This window comes from Micromonospora sp. NPDC047740 (assembly GCF_043204735.1).
Taxonomy (GTDB): domain Bacteria; phylum Actinomycetota; class Actinomycetes; order Mycobacteriales; family Micromonosporaceae; genus Micromonospora.
Window position 1 is genome coordinate 993065 of sequence record NZ_JBIDCT010000001.1, and the last position, 14670, is coordinate 1007734.

13 protein-coding genes are annotated in these 14670 nt (G+C 71.0%); 4 read left to right on the forward strand and 9 right to left on the reverse strand.

The genetic code is table 11. The features are described from left to right. Positions 1-41: 41 nt before the first annotated feature. From ACGF4F_RS04120 to ACGF4F_RS04140, 5 genes are all read right to left on the reverse strand, one after another. Positions 42-395: a hypothetical protein gene (locus ACGF4F_RS04120; RefSeq protein WP_357436312.1), complete on the reverse strand. Its 354-nt coding sequence runs from the start codon at positions 393-395 to the stop codon at positions 42-44. A 26-nt stretch (positions 396-421) separates the two neighbouring features. Then, the gene (locus ACGF4F_RS04125) at positions 422-1657 is read right to left on the reverse strand and encodes a Cmx/CmrA family chloramphenicol efflux MFS transporter (protein WP_357436314.1); all 1236 of its coding nucleotides are present in this window, start codon (positions 1655-1657) and stop codon (positions 422-424) included. Positions 1658-1940: 283 nt separating this feature from the next. After that, entirely contained in the window at positions 1941-3347 is a 1407-nt protein-coding gene (locus tag ACGF4F_RS04130; RefSeq protein WP_357436316.1) for an aminobutyraldehyde dehydrogenase, read from the reverse strand. A gap of 9 nt (positions 3348-3356) precedes the next feature. Continuing rightward, positions 3357-4796, reverse strand: a complete 1440-nt coding sequence (locus tag ACGF4F_RS04135) for an NAD(P)/FAD-dependent oxidoreductase (protein ID WP_393074644.1) — start codon at positions 4794-4796, stop codon at positions 3357-3359. Beyond that, positions 4793-6088 (reverse strand): glycosyltransferase, encoded by a 1296-nt coding sequence (locus tag ACGF4F_RS04140; protein WP_393074647.1) that lies wholly within the window; start codon positions 6086-6088, stop codon positions 4793-4795. The genes ACGF4F_RS04135 and ACGF4F_RS04140 overlap by 4 nt, the downstream gene beginning before the upstream one ends. A 117-nt stretch (positions 6089-6205) precedes the next feature. Here ACGF4F_RS04140 and ACGF4F_RS04145 point away from each other — a divergent pair, with 117 nt between their 5' ends. Further along, complete coding sequence (locus ACGF4F_RS04145) at positions 6206-6856, forward strand: TetR family transcriptional regulator (RefSeq protein WP_357436495.1); 651 nt, start codon at positions 6206-6208, stop codon at positions 6854-6856. Between the two features lie 24 nt (positions 6857-6880). On the opposite strand, the gene ACGF4F_RS04150 is transcribed toward ACGF4F_RS04145, so the two are convergent. From ACGF4F_RS04150 to ACGF4F_RS04165, 4 genes are read right to left on the reverse strand one after another with little or no spacing between them, the layout of a single operon-like run. Beyond that, positions 6881-7948 carry an ABC transporter ATP-binding protein gene (locus tag ACGF4F_RS04150; RefSeq protein ID WP_393074650.1) on the reverse strand — a complete coding sequence of 356 codons (1068 nt, stop codon included), beginning with the start codon at positions 7946-7948 and terminating at the stop codon, positions 6881-6883. Continuing rightward, positions 7945-8715, reverse strand: a complete 771-nt coding sequence (locus tag ACGF4F_RS04155; RefSeq protein ID WP_357436324.1) for an ABC transporter permease — start codon at positions 8713-8715, stop codon at positions 7945-7947. Before ACGF4F_RS04155 ends, ACGF4F_RS04150 begins: the two co-directional genes overlap by 4 nt. Continuing rightward, positions 8708-9631, reverse strand: a complete 924-nt coding sequence (locus tag ACGF4F_RS04160; RefSeq protein WP_393074653.1) for an ABC transporter permease — start codon at positions 9629-9631, stop codon at positions 8708-8710. Before ACGF4F_RS04160 ends, ACGF4F_RS04155 begins: the two co-directional genes overlap by 8 nt. Next, entirely contained in the window at positions 9628-10743 is a 1116-nt protein-coding gene (locus tag ACGF4F_RS04165) for a spermidine/putrescine ABC transporter substrate-binding protein (protein ID WP_393074656.1), read from the reverse strand. Before ACGF4F_RS04165 ends, ACGF4F_RS04160 begins: the two co-directional genes overlap by 4 nt. 112 nt (positions 10744-10855) lie before the next feature. Between ACGF4F_RS04165 and ACGF4F_RS04170 the strand changes: the two genes are divergently transcribed. The 3 genes from ACGF4F_RS04170 to ACGF4F_RS04180 all read left to right on the forward strand — a co-directional run bounded on the left by ACGF4F_RS04170 (position 10856) and on the right by ACGF4F_RS04180 (position 14668). Then, the gene (locus tag ACGF4F_RS04170; protein ID WP_393074659.1) at positions 10856-11944 is read left to right on the forward strand and encodes a hypothetical protein; all 1089 of its coding nucleotides are present in this window, start codon (positions 10856-10858) and stop codon (positions 11942-11944) included. 14 nt (positions 11945-11958) lie between these two features. Next, positions 11959-12936 (forward strand): SIS domain-containing protein, encoded by a 978-nt coding sequence (locus ACGF4F_RS04175; RefSeq protein ID WP_357436330.1) that lies wholly within the window; start codon positions 11959-11961, stop codon positions 12934-12936. Between the two features lie 121 nt (positions 12937-13057). Continuing rightward, on the forward strand, positions 13058-14668 hold the full coding sequence (locus ACGF4F_RS04180) for an FAD-dependent oxidoreductase (protein WP_357436332.1): 1611 nt from the start codon (positions 13058-13060) through the stop codon (positions 14666-14668). Positions 14669-14670 lie beyond the last annotated feature (2 nt).

Here is a 14670-nt window from a genome sequence, read left to right on the forward strand (position 1 = left end):
CAACGGCGGTGATGACGGCCGGCCGTCGCCGCGTCGGCAGGTCAGGCGGTCTCGCCCGCGGTGAGGTGGCGATAGCCGGGAACGGTCTCGGTGAGCCAGCCGGTGACACTGGCCAGGCCGCGCTCGTTGATCTGGGCGTCGTGAATGGTGTACGCGTGGCGTGGCCGGATCGCCTGGGCGAACTCGATCGCCTCGCCGACTCGCATCCAGGATGCCTGCCCCGGGATCAGCAGGGTCTGCACCGGCTCGTCCGGCACGTGCAGCGCGTCGCCCGGGTGGTAGAGGCCGTCACCCACCAGGTAACCAAGGTTGGCGCAGCCGGGCTGGCCGTCGTGCACGGCCGCGTGCCGGCCGCCGACCGCCGTCACCGGTAAGCCGGCGGCGGTGAACCGCATTCGACGACCCTAGTCCGTCGCCCGACCTACTGATGGTCACAGCTCGCTTGCCGGTCGGGAGGAGTGGAGAGCGATGTTGCGCCGTCACCGGGCTGGCTCGTCGGTCGGCCACTCGCGATCACCCGCCGGAAGGGCAGAGCGAGGAGAAGTGCCACCGTGACCAGGACGCTGCTCGCCCAGAGCGGACCACGTTCGGCGAAACCGGTGTTCAGCGTGGCCGCGGCGATGAGTGGTCCTGCCGCGGCACCGACGTTGAGTGCTGCGGTGGCGTACGAGCCGGCCATGCTCGGGGCTCCGGCGGCCTCGTACAGCACGCGGGCGATGAGCGTGCTCCCGAGCGCGAACGAGAGCGCCCCCTGGACGAAGGCAAGGACGAGCAGGGCAGCTGGGTAGGTGGCGGAGACGGCCAGGGCGACCCAGCCGAGCAGCAGAAGGGGGCCTCCGACGGCAACGACGAGACCGGGCCGATGGTCCGACAACCGTCCGGCGGCGGTCACGCCGACGAAGGATCCGAGCCCGAACAGCACCAGCACGGCGGAGACCCAGAGGGATCCCAGTCCGGCGGCATCGGTGACGATGGGGGCGAGGAAGGTGAAGGTCCCGAATGTTGCCGCATTCACCAGCGCGCCGAGCAGCATGACGAGGGCCAGTCGCGGACGTCCCAGCTGAGCGAGTTCACCTCGAAGGACCGGTCCGGTCGGCCGGTCCGGCCGTCCCGCTTGTGCGGGGATTCCCCGCAGCACACCGAGGGTCGCGGGCAGGCACAGCAGGGCCACTGCCCAGAAGGTGGCGCGCCAGTCGAGCAAGGTGCCCAACAGGGCGCCGGCGGGGACTCCGGCGATGGTGGCGACGGTGGTGCCGGACAGCAGTACCGCCAGGGCGCGGCCCTTCCGGTCCGGTGGGACCAGCCCTGCGGCCGCCGTGAGTGCGACCGCCAGGAATCCCGCGTTGGCGAGCGCTGCGACGACCCGAGTCACCAACAGAACGGCGAAGCTGTTGGTGACGGCACCGAGGACGTGTGCCGTCAGGAACAGCCAGATGAATCCGAGCAGCGCCGAGCGTTGCGGCCACTGGCGGGCGAGCGCGGCCATCAACGGCGCGCCGACGATCATGCCGATCGCGAAGGTTGAGGTGAGCAGACCTGCCGTTCCGACGGGAACGTCGAGGTTTGCGGCGATGCTCGGCAGCAGGCCGGCGAGCATGAACTCTGAGGTGCCCATGGCGAAGATGGCCACGGCAAGCAGATAGAGAGGGAACGGCATCGAGTGACTCCGAGGTGTCGAGAAATCGGGTGAGACGTCTCGTCACCGCGGTCAGCGGCCCAAGGAACTCCTGACATCCCCCGACCAGCGCGGCGGGGGCAGGGCTATGGCTTCAGTGGTTCAGGGGGCTGACGGGTGACCGAAAGCCCCCACCCTGGATGCCTCTGGGCTCGACATGGCCCACACGATACTCAACCCACCCGACTCCGGGCACCTCGTTTCTTCGCAGGACGAGACGTGGCAGTCTCCTCCCCGCGCCGGCGTTGCCGTGGACGCTTGGCGGTCAGGCTGGCCGGAAGGAGTCGCGGGCGGCGGGCGCCGCGTGCTTGATCATCAGGTGTCGGGTGACCGAGTACTCGGCGACCGCCTCCTGGCTCATGTCCTTGCCGAAGCCGGAGCCCTTGACGCCGCCGTGTGGTGCCTCGGAGGCGATCGGCAGGTGGTCGTTGATCCAGGTGACGCCGACGTCGAGGCGGTGACTGACCCGCAGGGCCCGCGCGACGTCGCGGGTCCACACCGACGAGGCGAGGCCGTACTGGCTGTCGTTGGCCAGCCGTACCGCATCGTCCTCGTCGTCGAAGGGAAGCACCACGACGACCGGCCCGAACACCTCGCCCTGCACGATCTCGCTGCGCTGGTCGGCGTCGACGACGAGGGTGGGTGGGAAGAAGAACCCGGGCCCGTCCGCAGGGGCACCGCCGAGCGCGACGGTGGCGCCGTCGGCCGCGGCGCGGGTCACGAAGTCCGCCACCCGGCCGCGGTGGTCGGCGGAGATGAGCGGACCGATGTCGGTCTCGGCCGACCAGGGGTCGCCGGTGCGTACCGTGGCCAGCGCCGCCTCGAGCGCGTCGACCGCGTCCCGGTAGGCGGACCGCTGGACGTAGACCCGGGTGGCGGCGGTGCAGTCCTGGCCCGTGTTGTACGTCGCGCCCATGGCCACGCCGGCCGCCATCTCGGACAGGTCCGCGTCGTCGAAGACGACCGCCGGGGCCTTCCCGCCGAGTTCGAGGTGTACCCGTTTGAGCCCGGCCACCGCGCCGCGCATCACCTCCCGGCCGGTCCGGGTCGATCCGGTGACGCTGACCATGTCCACGCCCGGATCCGCGACCAGGGCGGTTCCCACCTCGGCGGCTCCGGTGACGACCTGCACCAGGCCGGCCGGCGCGCCCGCCTCCTCGATCAGTCGCGCCAAGGCGAGGGTGGTGCGGGGGGTCTGCGGTGCGGGCTTGATGACCACCGCGTTGCCGGCCGCGACGGCCGGAGCGATCTTCCAGATCGCCATGATGAGCGGGAAGTTCCACGGCGCGATCGAGCCGACGACGCCGACGGGCCGGCGTACCAGCAGGGACGTGTAGCCGGCGGACAGGGTGCCGGCGCCCGTCCCGTCCAGCGAGCGTGCCGCACCGGCGAAGAATCGCAGGTTGTCCACGCCGAACGGCAACTCGCCGTCGCGCATGACCGACGCCGGTTTCCCGGTCTCCTCCACCTCCAGGCGGGCAAGTTCGTCCGCGTCCCGTTCGACGAGGTCGGCCAGGCGCAGCAGGACCCGCGCGCGGTCCGCCGGGGTGGCGTCCCGCCAATGGTCGAACGCGGTCCGGGCGGTGGCCACCCGCTTCGCGACGTCTGCGGGATCGGTGTCCGCGATCTCGCCGATGACGGCGCCGGTCGCGGGGTTGGTCAGGATGGCCACGGTCGCTCCTCAGCTGTTGAAACCGACACCGAAGCGGTCCAGGAGCCGTAGCCACGGCCCCCGGCGCCCGTCGTGCGCGTCTGCCGCGGCGAGTGCGCGGCGGGTCAGCTCCACCACCGGGTACCGCAGTGGTTCGGGCGGGAACGGCACCGGCCGGCGCCGTACCATCTGCAGCCGGGTCCGGTCGGTGTCCCGGCCAGCCAGCAGGTCCAGCGCCACCTGCGCGCCGAAGCGGGATGCGGCCACGCCGAGTCCGGTGTAGCCGACGGCGTAGGCGATCCGCCGGTCGCGGGTGGTGCCGAAGATCGGGGTGAACCGGGTGGTGGAGTCGATCACCCCGCCCCAGCGGTGGGTGAACCGGATCCCGTCGAGCTGGGGGAAGGTCTGCGCGAAGTGCTCGGCGAGCAGCAGGTGGGTGGCGTCGCGCTGGTCGAGGGCCGGGTCCACCCGGTTGCCGAACCAGTAGATGGCGTCGTAGCCACCGAACAGGATCCGGTTGTCGTCGGTGAGGCGGTAGTAGTGGAACTGGTTACCGGCGTCGGTGAGGCCCTGCGCCTCGGGCCACCCCAGCTGCGTCCGCTGCGCGTCGCTGAGCGGTTCGGTGACGAGGACGTAGTCGTAGACCGGCAGGATCCAGTGCCGCAGTCGCCGCAGCGGCGGGGGATAGGCGTTGGTCCCGATGACCACCTGGCGACAGCTGACCGGTCCGCCGCTGGTCCGGACCACGACGCCGGCGCGGGAGCGGTCGAAGCCGGTGACCCGGGTGTCCTCGTGGATCGTCACCCCGAGCGACTCGGCGACCCGCGCCAACCCCCAGGCCAGTCGGGCCGGGTCGACCAGGCCGCCGGCGCCGCGCAGCCGTACGCCCGCGAGGTAGGTGGGTGAGGCCACGTCGGCGCGTACCTGGCCGGCGTCGAGCAGCGTCACGTCGTCCCCGTACGCCCGGTGCAGGTCGGCCAGCGCGGCGAGCTCGGCCACCTGGTGGGGGGCGACCGCGACGGTCGTCTTGCCGCACAGTCGCAGCCCGGCGTCGATGCCGAACTCCTGCACGGTCTCGGCGATCGCGGCGAGGTTGTCCCGGCCGAGGCGGACCAGCGAGTCCATCTCGGTGGGCCACCGCGACCGGCCGTGGGACAGGCCGTGCGTGAGCGAGTCCGCGACGAACCCGCCGTTGCGCCCGGAGGCGCCGAAGGCGATCCGTTCGGCCTCCACCAGCACCACGTCGGCGGCGGGGTTGTCCTGTTTGGCCAGGATGGCGGTCCACAGGCCGGTGAACCCGCCGCCGACCACCACCAGGTCGGCGGTGCCCGGGCCGGTCAGCCGCGCCCGCGGCACCGGCCGGTCCGGCCGGTCGGTCCAGAAGCTCGCCGGCGCCGCGTCGGTGATCGCCTGCCGGGCCCACGCCCGTGCCGCGGTGGCGGTGCGGGCCGGTGCGTACCAGTTCGTCAACGACGGGCCCCGGTGCTACCCAACCGCTCGATCGCGTCGGCGGCCTGGCGCAGGCCGTCGGCGGCCCGGATCGCCGCGCCGTGCGCCGCGAGCCGGCCGCGCAGGTCCTCGTCGCCGAGCAGGCGCTCGATGGCCTCGTGCAGCTGCTCGTCGGTGAACCGGTACGGGTCGAGGCGTACCCCGAAGCCGAGTTCGTCGACCCGCTGCGCGTTGTCGTACTGGTCCCAGAACAGCGGCAACACGATCATCGGCTTGCCGAAGTGGAACGCCTCGGTGGTGGTGTTGTTGCCGCCGTGGGTGATGACCAGGTCGGCCACCGGGATGATCTTCGTCTGCGGCACGAACTCCGCACCCCACATGTTCTCGGCGAGGTCGATCTCGGCGTGCAGCGGGCCCTTGGACACGATGTAGCGGTGCGGCGTCTTGGCCAGCGAGTCGATGACCCGGCGCATCAGCTCGACGTCGGCGGAGCCGAGCGAACCGAGGCTGAAGTAGATCAGCGCGCCGTCCCGGTCGGCGAGCTCGGCCGGCATGCTGAACTCCTCGTCGGTCTCGCGGACCGACGACTCGAGCCGTTGCCAGGTCGGGCCGAGCGGCCGGGTGTCGGTGTAGTCGGCGATGCCCGGGTAGACGTAGAGGTTGAGGTCGCCGTCGTGGATGAACTCGAGGTCGGGCAGGCCCGGTGCGCCCTGCTCACGTACCCAGGCGTCGAACTCCTCCCACACGGGACGGTGGACCCGGTCGTACTCGGCCCGGAACGCCGCCCAGCCCGACCGGTCCGCGGCGGGGTATCCGGAGAAGACCGGGGCGATGTCCTGGCCCTTCATCTCCAGCGGATTGCAGGAGACGATCCGTACGAAGGGCACCCCGGCGGTGTTGAGCGCGGGGAAGGCGACCACGTTGTCCTCGACGATGACGTCCGGCCGTACCCGGTCGATGATGTCCAGCAGCCGGGGCTGGCAGTACTTCGCGCCGTTGATGAGCTCGACCCACACCGGCTTGACCCAGGTCTCGAGCTGCTCGATCGTCGGCTTGCGGAACTCGGGCGCGGTGTCGCGGATGAAGTCCTTCCAGAACTGGCCGGCGTCCTGTTCCTCGGCGTTCTCCGGCGGCGGGGCGAGGTCGACCAGGTCCTCCTCGAAGCCGAGCGCGGTCAGCTTGCCCCGCCACGACGCCTCGGCCGCGAACACCACCCGGTGCCCGCGTCGGCGCAGCACGTCGCCGATGCCGATGCAGTTGTTGGTGGGGCCGTAGGCGCTCTCGGGCATGAACAGAACCGTCAGCTGAGACATCGACTCTCCCGGGGGTGACTGTTGAATCGAAATTCAACAAGGTCCTCGCTCGGCCGTCAATACGCAGGCACTATGGTGTTCGGGAGAGTGTTGACGTCGTACCTCGGATCGGTGCCCATGAAGACCCGCAAGTCCCGCGCCCAGCGCCGCCAGGACCTCATCGAGGCCGCGCGCCGGGCCATGATCCAGCATGGGACCGACACGGTGCTGCTCAACCAGGTGGCCGAACAGGCGGGCCTCACCTCCGGCGCGGTCCTCTACCACTATCCCGACCTGCGGGACCTGCTGCTCGAGGCGCACCACGCCGGCATGGAACGCTTCTATGAGCTGCGGGTGAAGCGGATCGCCGGCATTTCCGACCCGGTACGGAAGCTGGTGGTGACGATCCGCTCCGGGCTGCCCACCGACGCCGAGGACGCCGACGTGCGCCTGCTCTGTGAACTCGGCGGGGCGGCCGGCCGCAACCGGGTCTACGCCGCCCTGCTGACCACGCTCTACGACCGACAGGTCTCCATGTTCCAGACGATCCTCGAACTCGGCGCGGCCCACGGCGTGTTCACCCTCGCCGTGCCGTCGGAGGCCATCGCCCGCAACCTGGTGGCGCTCGAGGACGCCTACGGCTACCGGATCGTGGCCCGGCACCCGACCCTGCACGCCGCCGAGGCGGTCGAGCTGATCCTGTCGTACGCCCGGCTGGTCACCGGCAACCCGCTGGACGTGCCGGAGGAGCCGGCCAAGCCCCCGCGCGCCCGGAAGGCCACGGCGTAGCGCGGACGGCATGGCGCCCGGCGGTCAGGCCCGGTCGAGCAGCACGGCGTCGGTGCCCGACCAGTCCACCCGGGTCTTGTCGCCGAGTCCCACTGCGGCGGCGCCGGCGACCGTGGCCAGCAGCGGCCGGTCGAGCCCGGTCACGTCCACCGCCACCCGCGTGGTGCCACCGAAGAAGGTCACGTCGCGCACCACCCCGACCAGGCCGCCGTCGGCACCCAGCCGCACCCGCTCGGGACGCACCGCCAGGGTCGCGGTGGCCCCGACGGCGTCCGGGGCGGCGGGGCAGGGCAGCACCCCGACGTCCGGCACCCGCAGCCCGTCGGTGGTGACCACGCCGGTGATCAGATTGTTGGCCCCGATGAAGTCCGCCACGAACAGGTCGGCGGGCCGCTCGTACAGGGGCACCGGCGCGTCGATCTGGCGCACCCGGCCCTCGCTCATCACGGCGATCCGGTCGGCCAGCGACATCGCCTCCTCCTGGTCGTGGGTGACGACCACGAAGGTGATGCCCACCTCGTGCTGCAACCGCTTGAGTTCCAGCTGCATCTCGGCGCGTACCTTCTTGTCCAGCGCCGACAGGGGCTCGTCGAGCAGCAGCAGCCGGGGCCGCTTCACGATCGCCCGGGCCAGTGCGACGCGCTGCCGCTGGCCGCCGGAGAGCTGGTGCGGGCGACGGCGGGCCAGTCCGGTGAGGCCGACGGTGGCGAGCACCTCGTCCACCCGCTCGCGGATCTCCCGCCTCGGCACTCCTTCGCGCTCCAGCCCGTACGCGATGTTCTTTGCCACGCTCATGTGCGGGAACAGCGCGTAGGACTGGAACATCAGGTTGACCGGCCGCCGGTGCGGCGCCACGGCGAGCAGGTCGGCGCCGTCGAGGGTCACCGAGCCGCTGTCCGGGTGCTCGAAGCCGGCGAGGATCCGCAGCAGGGTCGTCTTGCCGCAGCCGCTCGGGCCGAGCAGGGCGAAGAACTCGCCCTGGCGGATCTCGAGACTGACCTGCTCCAGGGCGCGGACGTCGCCGAAGCGGCGGCTGACACCCTGGATGCTGACCAGGGGTTCGCCGGCTGGCGCACCACGATGCTCGCTCATAGGGACTCCGTGAGGCGGGACAGGCGCTGGGCCGCGATGACGAACGTGAAGCTGACCGCCAGCAGCAGCGTGGCCAGGGCGTTGATTTCGGGGGTGACGCCGAAACGCACCATCGAATAGATCACGATGGGCAGCGTCGGGTCCTGCGGGCCGGCGGTGAAGAAGGCGATGACGAACTCGTCGATGGACAGGGAGAAGGCCAGCAGCGCACCGGCGATGATGCCCGGGGCGAGCGACGGCAGCGTGATCCGGACGAAGGTCTGGACCGCCGTGGCGCCCAGGTCACGGGAGGCTTCCTCCAGGGACCCGTCGACGTGGGCCAGCCGGGTGCGGACCACCGCCGCGACGAAGGCCGTGCCGAACACCGTGTGCGCCAGCAGGATCGAGTGCAGGCCGAGCGTGAACTGAACGGCGGTGTAGAACGCGAGCAGCCCGATGGCGAGCACGATGTCGGGCAGCACCGCCGGCGCCACGGCGATCGCGTCGAGCAGCTTCGACCGCGTGTGCCGGGCGAGGCCGACCGCGAGCAGGGTACCGAGGACCGTGGACAGCGCGGTGGCGCCGGCCGCGACGACCAGCGTGTTGATCAGTCCCTCGCGCACCGCCCGGTCGTCGAACAGGCGCCCGTACCAGGCGGTGTCGAATCCGTCCCACCGGTACGGGGTTTCGGCGGCGTTGAACGACATGACCACGAGGACCACGATCGGCAGGTAGAGGAAGAGGTACGTCATGCCCGCCGGGACGTACAGCCAGCTGAATTTACGCACGGTTGCCACCTGCCAGCCGTCGCGCCGCCCACGCCTGGACCATGAGCAGCAGGACGAGCAGGGCGATCACGACGAGCGCCAGGGTCGAGCCGAACGGCCAGTCCCGCGCCTTCAGGAACTGGTCGCGGATGAGGTTGCCGACCATCACTGTGCGACCGCCGCCGAGCAGCTCGGGGACGACGAAGTTGCCCAGGCTGGGCACGAACACGAACACACAGCCGGTCAGCACACCGGGCAGGGTGAGCGGCAGGGTCACCGACCAGAAGGTCCGGGCCGGCCGGGCGCCCAGGTTGGCCGACGCCTCGCGGAGCTGGGGGTCGAGCCGTTCGATAGCCGAGTACAGCGGCAGGACCATCAGTGGCAGGTAGGCGTAGAGCAGGCCGCCGACGACGGCGCCGGGGGTGTAGAGCAGCTCCAACGGCCGGTCGATCGCCCCGATCCCGGTCAGCATCCGGTTGATCACGCCCTCGCTGTTGAGCAGGATGATCCACGCGTAGGTGCGGATGAGGAAGTTGGTCCAGAACGGCAGGACCACGAGGACGAGCGCCACCGTGCGCCAGCGGCGGGGGAGCCGGGCGATGAGGTACGCGGTCGGATAGCCGAGCAGCAGCGCGAGCAGTGTGGTGAGCCCGGCCAGCTTCACCGAGGTCCAGATGACGCCCAGGTAGAGGCCGTCGGCGACCCGGGTGAAGTTGTCCGTCGAGGCCTCGTGCACGATCCCGCCGAAGCGGCCCCGGTGGAACAGCGTGTAGCTGAGCACGAGCGCGAGCGGCACGAGCAGGAAGACCACCAGGTAGCCCAGCCCGGGTCCGAGGGTGGCCAGCCGCCCGGCGAGGCGCTCCCGTCGGGCGGCGCGCCGCCCGCGCGGACCGATGTCCGTGCGGGCGGCGCGCTGGGGGGTGAGAGTTGAGCTCACTTGCTGGCCGACACCTCGGTCGCGATCCGGGTGTACGCCGGCGCGGCGTCACCCAGGTCGACCGGAACCTCGCCCTTGAGCAACTCGGCCGGGGGCGTCTTGAGCTCCGGGTGGGTGTCCAGCAGCTTGGCGTCGACCTTGGCCATGGCCGCGGCGTTCGGCACCTTGTAGAGGATGTTCTCGACGGCCCAGGAGTGGTTGCCCGGGTCGAGGATGTAGTTGATGAAGGCGTGCGCCGCCTCCTTGTTCTTCGACGTCTTCAAGACCACCATGGTGTCCACCCAGAGGTCGCTGCCCTCCTTGGGCACCACGAACTTGATCTTCGGGTCGTCGGTGGGGCACCAGCCGTCCCACGCCTCGACCAGGGCGGCCTCGCCGGACTTGAGCCGGTCGCCGAAGGTGGTGTCGTCGTAGGCCAGCAACGTCTTCTTCGCGGTGAGCAGCTTCTGCTTCACCTGCTCCAGCTGCTCGGCGTCGGTGGTGTTCGCCGAGAAGCCGAGCACCTTCTGGGCCGGCAGCATGAGCCACCGTTCGGTGGCCATCATGGTCACCTTCTTGGCCAGCTGCGGCCTGGGTGAGAGCAGGTCGTCCCAGCTGTCGGGGGTGTAGCCGGTCAGGTCGGTGCGGTAGCACAGGCCGGTCGTGCCCCAGGTGTACGGCACGGAGAACTTGTTGCCCTTGTCGTACGCCAGTTGGCCGGCCTCCGGGTAGAGGTTCTTGAGGTTGGGCACGAGATCGGTGTGGATCGGCTCGAGCAGGCCCTGCTCGGCCAGCGCCTGGGCGAATTGTCCGGAGACGAACGCGACGTCGATGCCGCTGTCCGCGCCCGCGGTCAGCTTCGCCATGATCTCTTCGTTGGTGGCGTGCTTGGTGACGGTGACCGCCGGACCCTTCGCCGTCTTGAACTTCTCGGGAAGATCCTCCGGCATGTAGCCGTCCCAGTTGGAGACCGTGAGCTTCTGCTTGCTCAGGTCCGCGTTCGGGTCGAGGGCATCCGGGCCGGCGGCGCCGGCGTTGTCGGAGCCACCGCCGCACGCCGCCACGGCGAGCATGAGGCCCGCCGCGAGGGCGGCCGAAACGGCGGTACGCCGGGCACTTCTGAACGGCAACACTCGGCACTCCCGTCGAGAGTCGAGACAGTGCACCGGAGTGTTGCAATGCAAGTCAACGTACGCAAGACTCGTGCCGCCTTTTGTAGCCGACTTTTTACGCCGGAAACTGAACTTGGATTCAACACACGCCCGAGTGCCGCCCGGTGCCTCCGCCGCGCTCGTCGAGGCCCTCGCCACCGGAGGCGCGATCACCGGCCTACGGATGCGTCGCTTCGTCCCGCTCGCCCGAGGTCCCCTCGGGGAACGACTGATCACCGTCGACCAGACCAACACCTCGGTCGTGGTGGGCGAACGCGTCGTGGTCAAGTGGATGCGTCCCGCTGAGGCGCCCGACCGGGCTCCCGACCTGCTCGCCCACCTGGTGGCCGCAAACTTCACCCGTATGCCCACCCCGTACGCGGCCGTCTACCGGGACGAGCCGGACGGCGGCCTGGCGGCGGTCGTGACCGGCTTCCTGCCGGACGCCGCCGACGGGTGGGACTGGTGCGTCGACGCCCTGCTCCACCAGCTCGACGGGGGACCGCCCGCCGACCTGGCCGGCGACCTCGGGGTGCTGGCCGCCGAACTGCACTGCGCCCTGGCCACCCCGTCCGAGACCATCCCGGCACCCGTGGCGGTCAGCCACCGGGACTGGGCGGCCGACGGCCTGGCCGTCCTCGACCAGGCACGCCGGCTCGTCGCCGCGGCGGACGACGAGGACGCCCGGTGGTTCACCGCCCGGATGCCCCGGCTCGCCGCCGACATCTGGCGGTCCCGCGAGGTGGACCGGGCGTACGTCATCCAACCGCACGGCGACCTGCACGTGGGACAGGTGCTGCGCTGGCGTGACGGCCTCGCGGTGACCGACTTCGACGGCAACCCGACCCTCGCGGCACCCGCCGGCGGCATCCTCACCGAACCGGCCGCGCGGGACGTGGCGCAGCTGCGTACCAGCCTGCTGCACGTCGGCCAGATCGCCAACCGGCGGACCGAGGGCCGGCACCGGCCCGCCGTCGCCGACTGGTGCCGGCGCGGCGTCGACGACCTGCTCGCGGCCTACCTCCGCACCCTGCACGGTCGCGGCATGGCGCACCTGTTCGACGAGCGGCTGCTGCGACCGTTCGAGGTCGAGCAGGAGTGCCGCGAACTGTGCTACGCCGCCCGTTTCCTGCCCCGCTGGCGGTACGCCCCGATGGGCGTCCTGCGCAGCTGGTACGACTGACCCGAGGAGAAACCGTGGACCCCCGCCTGTTCCTGGCCGACCTGGAAGCCAAGCCGGAGTCGCTGCGCCGCCTGGCCGCGACGCTCACCGACGGCGACCCGTGGCACGGGCTGCCCGACCGGGTCGAGCGGGTCCTCCTGCTCGGGATGGGCAGTTCCCGCTACGCGGCCGAGATGGCCGCACTGCGGCTGCGTGCCGCGGGTGTCGACGCGGTCGCCGAGTACGCCTCGGCCGCCACCGGCTGTCCGCCCGGGCCGCGGACCCTGGTGGTCGCCATCTCCGCCACCGGGACCAGCCAGGAGACCCTCGACGCCACCAGCCGCTACCAGGGGGCGGCCCCACTCGTCGCGCTGACCAACGTGCCGGACTCGCCGCTGGCGAAGGTGGCCGACCTCGTCGTGCCGATGCACGCCGGCGTCGAGGCCGGCGGGGTGGCCTGCCGGAGTTTCCAACACACCCTGGTGCTGCTGCTGGATCTGGTGGCCCGACTGGCCGCGCAACGGGACATCCCGGGCGACCGCCGGCAGGACATCGCGGGCCTGGCCCGGCGCGCCGCGGACGCCACCGAGGATCTGCTGACCCGCCGGGACGAATGGCTGCCCGTGGCCGCCGAAGTCCTGGACGGCCCGCACGGCGTCTACACCCTCGCGCCGGCCGAGCGGCTCTCGTCGGCGATGCAGTCGGCGTTGATGGTCCGCGAGGGTCCCCGCCGTCCCGCCGACGGATGCGAGACGGGGGACTGGTCGCACGTCGACGTCTACCTCACCAAGACACTCGACTACCGCGCCCTGCTCTTTCCCGGCTCCCGCTACGACGCGCCGGCGCTGGACTGGCTGCGGCAGCGGGCAGCCACGGTGCTCGCCGTCGGCGCCGAGGTGACCGGTGCCGCGGCGACGGTCCGCTATCGCGGCGACGAGGAGCCCGCCGTACGCCTGCTCACCGAGACGCTGGTCGCCGAGCTGGTGGCCGCCCGGTGGTGGGCCGACTCCTGAAAGTGAGATCAGCTCCAACGGGCTGCGGTGTTCCAGGCCAGTGAACTTCTTGACTGTCTAACTGAATCCTGCTTTAAATGTCGGGCACGCCAGCTCAGGCGTTCGCGACCGGAGGTCAGTCATGAGATCCAGAGGTCGAACACCACTCACCAGCCGCCTGCGTGCCACGCTCGCCGCGCACGCCGAATCCGAACGGACCGGCATCCCGGTCGACGAAGTCATCGAGATGCAGGCCGCGGGGCTGTCCCGCCGCAAGCTGCTCGGCGGCGCCGCCGCCGTCGGGGCCGCCGCCGTCGCCGGGGCGGCCGGCCTGCCCCGCCCCGCCAGCGCGGCCGCCGCACCCGCCGCGCCACCGTCGGTGACCATCGTGGGAGCGGGTCTCGCCGGCATCCGCGCGGCCCACTGGCTCTACAAGGTCAAGGGGATCCGGGCCGCCGTCTACGAGGGCAGCTCCCGGATCGGCGGCCGCTGCTACACCCTGCGGAACTTCTTCGACGGCGGCGTCGTCGTCGAGCACGGCGGGGCATTCATCAACACCGAGCACAACACGATCCGCAACCTCGCCAACAGCCTCGGACTCAGCCTCCGGGACGTGGGTGGCGGCAACCAGCCACCCGGCGGGGACAAGTACTGGATCGACGGAGCGGACTACCCCTACAGCGCGGCGAACACCGACTGGGGTCAGGTCTACCAGGCGTTCAAGGCGGCACAGCAGGCGGCGCCGTGGCCGCAGCGGTACGACAGCTACACGGCGACCGGGCTGGCGCTGGACAACCAGACGGTCAACCAGTGGCTGGACGCCAACATCCCGGGTGGCCTCTCCAGCCGCTTCGCCAAGCTCATGCAGAGCAACGTCGTCGCCGAGTACGGCATGGACCCGGACCAGCAGTCCGCGCTCAACCTCATCTACCTGCTCGCCTGGAACTCGCAGAACTCGCTGAACCCGCTGACTGGGGGCGACGAGAAGTACACCATCATCGGCGGCAACGACCAGCTGCTGACCGCCATGGTCGGCCAGCTGCCGGCCGGCACCGTGACGCTGGACCGCAGACTGGTGGCGGTCAAGGCGAACACCAACGGGTCGGTGACCTGCACCTTCCAGGCCGGCAACAGGTACGTCGACGTGACCTCCGACAAGGTCATCCTCGCCCTGCCCTTCACCATGCTGCGCGAGTGCGACCTGTCCAGGGCCGGGTTCTCGACGGTCAAGATGCGCTCGATCAACGAGTTCGACCTGGGCAGCAACGCGAAGATCCACGTCCAGTTCACCAGGCGGCCCTGGGTGGCGCAGGGCTACGGCGGCGCCACCTACACCAACGTCACCGGATTCCAGTGCGCCTGGGACGACGCGGTCAACCAGGCGACCACCACCGGCGTGCTGTGCGAGTTCCCGGGCGGCAGCCAGACGAAGGTGTGGACGGGAGCGCCGTTCGGCGCGGCACCGGCCGCCGAGGTCACGTCGTTCCTGACCCAGCTGGAACCCATCTACCCGGGCATCACCGCCGCCTACAACGGCAAGGCGTACCGGGACGCCTGGCCGCTCAACCCCTGGTCGAAGGGCGCCTACTCGAGCCTCAAGCCGGGCCAGTACACCCGCTTCTTCGGCATCGAGGCCGCCCGCGAGGGCAACGTCCACTTCGCCGGCGAGCACACCTCGATCGAGTACTTCGGCTACCTCAACGGGGCGGTCGAGTCCGGCGAGCGCGCCGCCAAGGAGGTCACCGGCCCGTAGTC

Bases quoted from the DNA above. Each gene is read 5' to 3' on its own strand.
- ACGF4F_RS04120 (WP_357436312.1), bottom strand. From the start codon at position 395: ATGCGGTTCACCGCCGCCGGCTTACCGGTGACGGCGGTCGGCGGCCGG.
- ACGF4F_RS04125 (WP_357436314.1), bottom strand. From the start codon at position 1,657: ATGCCGTTCCCTCTCTATCTGCTTGCCGTGGCCATCTTCGCCATGGGC.
- ACGF4F_RS04140 (WP_393074647.1), bottom strand. From the start codon at position 6,088: ATGTCTCAGCTGACGGTTCTGTTCATGCCCGAGAGCGCCTACGGCCCC.
- ACGF4F_RS04145 (WP_357436495.1), top strand. From the start codon at position 6,206: ATGAAGACCCGCAAGTCCCGCGCCCAGCGCCGCCAGGACCTCATCGAG.
- ACGF4F_RS04150 (WP_393074650.1), bottom strand. From the start codon at position 7,948: ATGAGCGAGCATCGTGGTGCGCCAGCCGGCGAACCCCTGGTCAGCATC.
- ACGF4F_RS04180 (WP_357436332.1), top strand. From the start codon at position 13,058: ATGAGATCCAGAGGTCGAACACCACTCACCAGCCGCCTGCGTGCCACG.